The organism is Mesorhizobium sp. M7A.F.Ca.US.014.04.1.1 (genome assembly GCF_003998745.1).
Taxonomy (GTDB): domain Bacteria; phylum Pseudomonadota; class Alphaproteobacteria; order Rhizobiales; family Rhizobiaceae; genus Mesorhizobium; species Mesorhizobium ciceri.
The window spans coordinates 1-2,590 of sequence record NZ_RZRW01000715.1; the positions used below are offsets into that span (position 1 = coordinate 1).

The following is a 2,590-nucleotide window of genomic DNA, read 5'->3' on the forward strand; positions in this document are numbered from 1 at the left end:
AGGGCTTGACCTCTTCCTTGGGCGTCGGCGCCGGCGCCACTTCCGTTGCCGGGGTAGGCTTGGGCTTCTCCTGCGGCTTCGGCACGTCCTCAGGCTTCGGCTTTTCGATCGGGGTCGGTGCGGGCGGCGGAGCCGAGGTCATGTCGACGGGCTTGGGCTTGGCTTCCGGCGTTATCGGCTTGTCGGTATCGACACTGTTCTCACCGACCTTCTGCGCATCCGGCACAATGTCCGGGCGCTGCGTCGGCACAGGGGCCGGCTTTTCATGCATCACGGCCTTTTTGTCGCCCTGCAACGTCTGCGCAATGGCTTCCATCGGCACGATATCGACCGCGACCGACTCGACGTCGGACGACGGAAGTGCCGCCGGCGCCGTCAGCGTGAACAGGCCGAAGGTCAGCGCCGCCGTATGCAAGATCACCGATGTGGTGAGGCCGGTCTTCATCGCGCGTCTACTGGTCCTGTTCCTGCAGTGAAACCAGGCCGATGTTCTTGTAGCCGGCGGCCGAAATGCGGGCCATCACCTTCATCGCCGTACCATAGTCGGTGGACTTGTCGCCGCGGATGAAGATGCGCTCCTCATAGCCGGTCTTGGAAATTGCCTGCAGCTTGGCTACCAGTTCCTCGATCGGGATTTCGGTTTCCTGCAGGTAAATCTGGCCGGCGGCGTTGATCGAGACGGTGATCGGCTGCGTGTCGGCATTCATCGCCTTAGCCTGCGTATCCGGCAGGTCGATCGGCACGCCGACCGTCAGCATTGGCGCCGCGACCATGAAGATGATCAGCAGCACCAGCATCACGTCGACCATCGGCGTGACGTTGATCTCGGACATCAGTGCATGGTGACGGCCGCGCCGCCTGTGGCCGCGCCCGCCGCGTCCTGCCATGCCCATGGACATACCCATCTGCTACTCCTCAGGCCTTGGGGGCCACTTTTTCATCGATTTGGCGCGAGAGTATGGCGGAGAACTCGTCGGAGAACCCTTCCATGCGCACGGCTATCTTGCTCGCATCGGACGACAGCTTGTTGTAGGCGATGACGGCGGGAATGGCGGCGAGCAGGCCGATGGCCGTCGCCAGCAGCGCTTCGGCGATGCCCGGCGCAACCACGGCGAGACTGGTATTCTTGGAGCCGGCGATCGCCTGAAACGACGTCATGATGCCGATGACGGTGCCGAACAGGCCGATGAAGGGTGCCGCCGAGCCGGTGGTGGCAAGGAAGCCGAGGCGGCCTTCCAGCTTTTCCATCTCGCGGGTCAGCGCCAGGTCCATCGCCTTGTCGATGCGGGTTTGCAGGCCGAGCGGCGACTTGGCGCCCTTCTCGAAACTCTTCTTCCACTCGCGCATGGCCGCCACGAAAATGGCGCCCATGCCGGTGGTCTTGCGATCGGCGAGCGTGCGGTAAAGCTCCTCCAGCGACTGCCCCGACCAGAACACCTGCTCGAACCGGTTGAGCGCCAGCCGCATGCGGGCATAGGAAACCAGCTTGTCGACGATGATCGCCCAGGTCCAGACCGAGGCGCAGAGCAGGCCGATCATGACCAGCTTGACCACCCAGCTGGCCGAAACGAACAGCGACCAAACCGACAATTGCGCGCCCGGATCGGCGAGTGCGATATTTTCCATCGTTACGTCCTTAAGATTTTCCGGGCGAAGCTGGCGGCTGGCCCCTGGCATCCCTTGTGGTCGGTTCGCACGAAGCTACCGGAACAACCCCAAACTGTGCCGTTGTCGGCCTTTTCAGGGCAAATATTGGTGAAAGGAAGGCGTTCGATAACGCCAATCTTCACCAATCTCTTCATGAACCGTTATGGTTAAGGATGGGTTAGTATATAAGGCGCGGCGCATTGCCACGCCCGCACAGTTGTAACGCCATCATCCAAGCGCGAAGTCAGGATGGGTTGAGATTCAGGTCAGGCCGAGCCGAAAGCGGCGGTTTCCGAGAACCGGAGCGGAGGGTACTTGAAGCACCCGAGCACCGGAAGCGCAGGGAATCACCGTTTGCAGGCCGGCATCACCTGAATATCATCCCATCCGGGGCATGAATGCCGCCACCCATTCCTTGGGAAAGCGCCTTGGGCGGCCATTCTCGCCGATGATCGCCGCCTCGACCTTGGCCTCGACCAGCACCTCGTCGCCGCGCTTGAGCTGTTGCGCCATGAAGATGCGCGCGCCGGAAATCTCCTCGGTGCGGGTGTCGACGGTCAGGATGTCGTCGATGCGGGCCGGGCCGCGAAAGTCGATCTCCATGCGGCGCACCACCCAGACTATTCTTTCGCCATGCTTGCCGTCGGCAAGCTCTGTGTGGTGCACGCCGGTCAGCCTGAGATAGTCGGAGCGGCCGCGTTCGAAGAATTCGAGATAGCGAGCATGATAGACGACGCCGGAGAAATCGGTGTCGGCATAATAGACCCGCGCCATCAGCCGGTGGCCGAACGCCGTCAGCGCACCGGAAAGCCCGGCCAGCAGCGTCGCCGATTCACCATGATCGCCCATTGCGCTTCCTTTTTCAGCCCCGACGAGGCACCTGTTTCCCGCGTGACACAGCATCGGATGGCACTGTTGACGGCGATGATCAAGACTTTGATGG

At 62.1% G+C, this 2,590-nt stretch carries 3 protein-coding genes and 1 pseudogene; all 4 read right to left on the bottom strand.

Annotated elements, in window-relative coordinates:
- Positions 1-445, bottom strand: a pseudogene (locus EOA22_RS30400) (hypothetical protein); the annotation flags it as partial.
- A gap of 7 nt (positions 446-452) precedes the next feature.
- On the bottom strand, positions 453-905 hold the full coding sequence (gene tolR, locus EOA22_RS30405; protein ID WP_013529146.1) for a protein TolR: 453 nt from the start codon (positions 903-905) through the stop codon (positions 453-455).
- A 10-nt stretch (positions 906-915) separates the two neighbouring features.
- The gene (gene tolQ, locus EOA22_RS30410) at positions 916-1,626 is read right to left on the bottom strand and encodes a protein TolQ (RefSeq protein ID WP_013529145.1); all 711 of its coding nucleotides are present in this window, start codon (positions 1,624-1,626) and stop codon (positions 916-918) included.
- Between the two features lie 399 nt (positions 1,627-2,025).
- Positions 2,026-2,496 carry a tol-pal system-associated acyl-CoA thioesterase gene (ybgC, locus tag EOA22_RS30415; protein ID WP_013529144.1) on the bottom strand — a complete coding sequence of 157 codons (471 nt, stop codon included), beginning with the start codon at positions 2,494-2,496 and terminating at the stop codon, positions 2,026-2,028.
- Positions 2,497-2,590 lie beyond the last annotated feature (94 nt).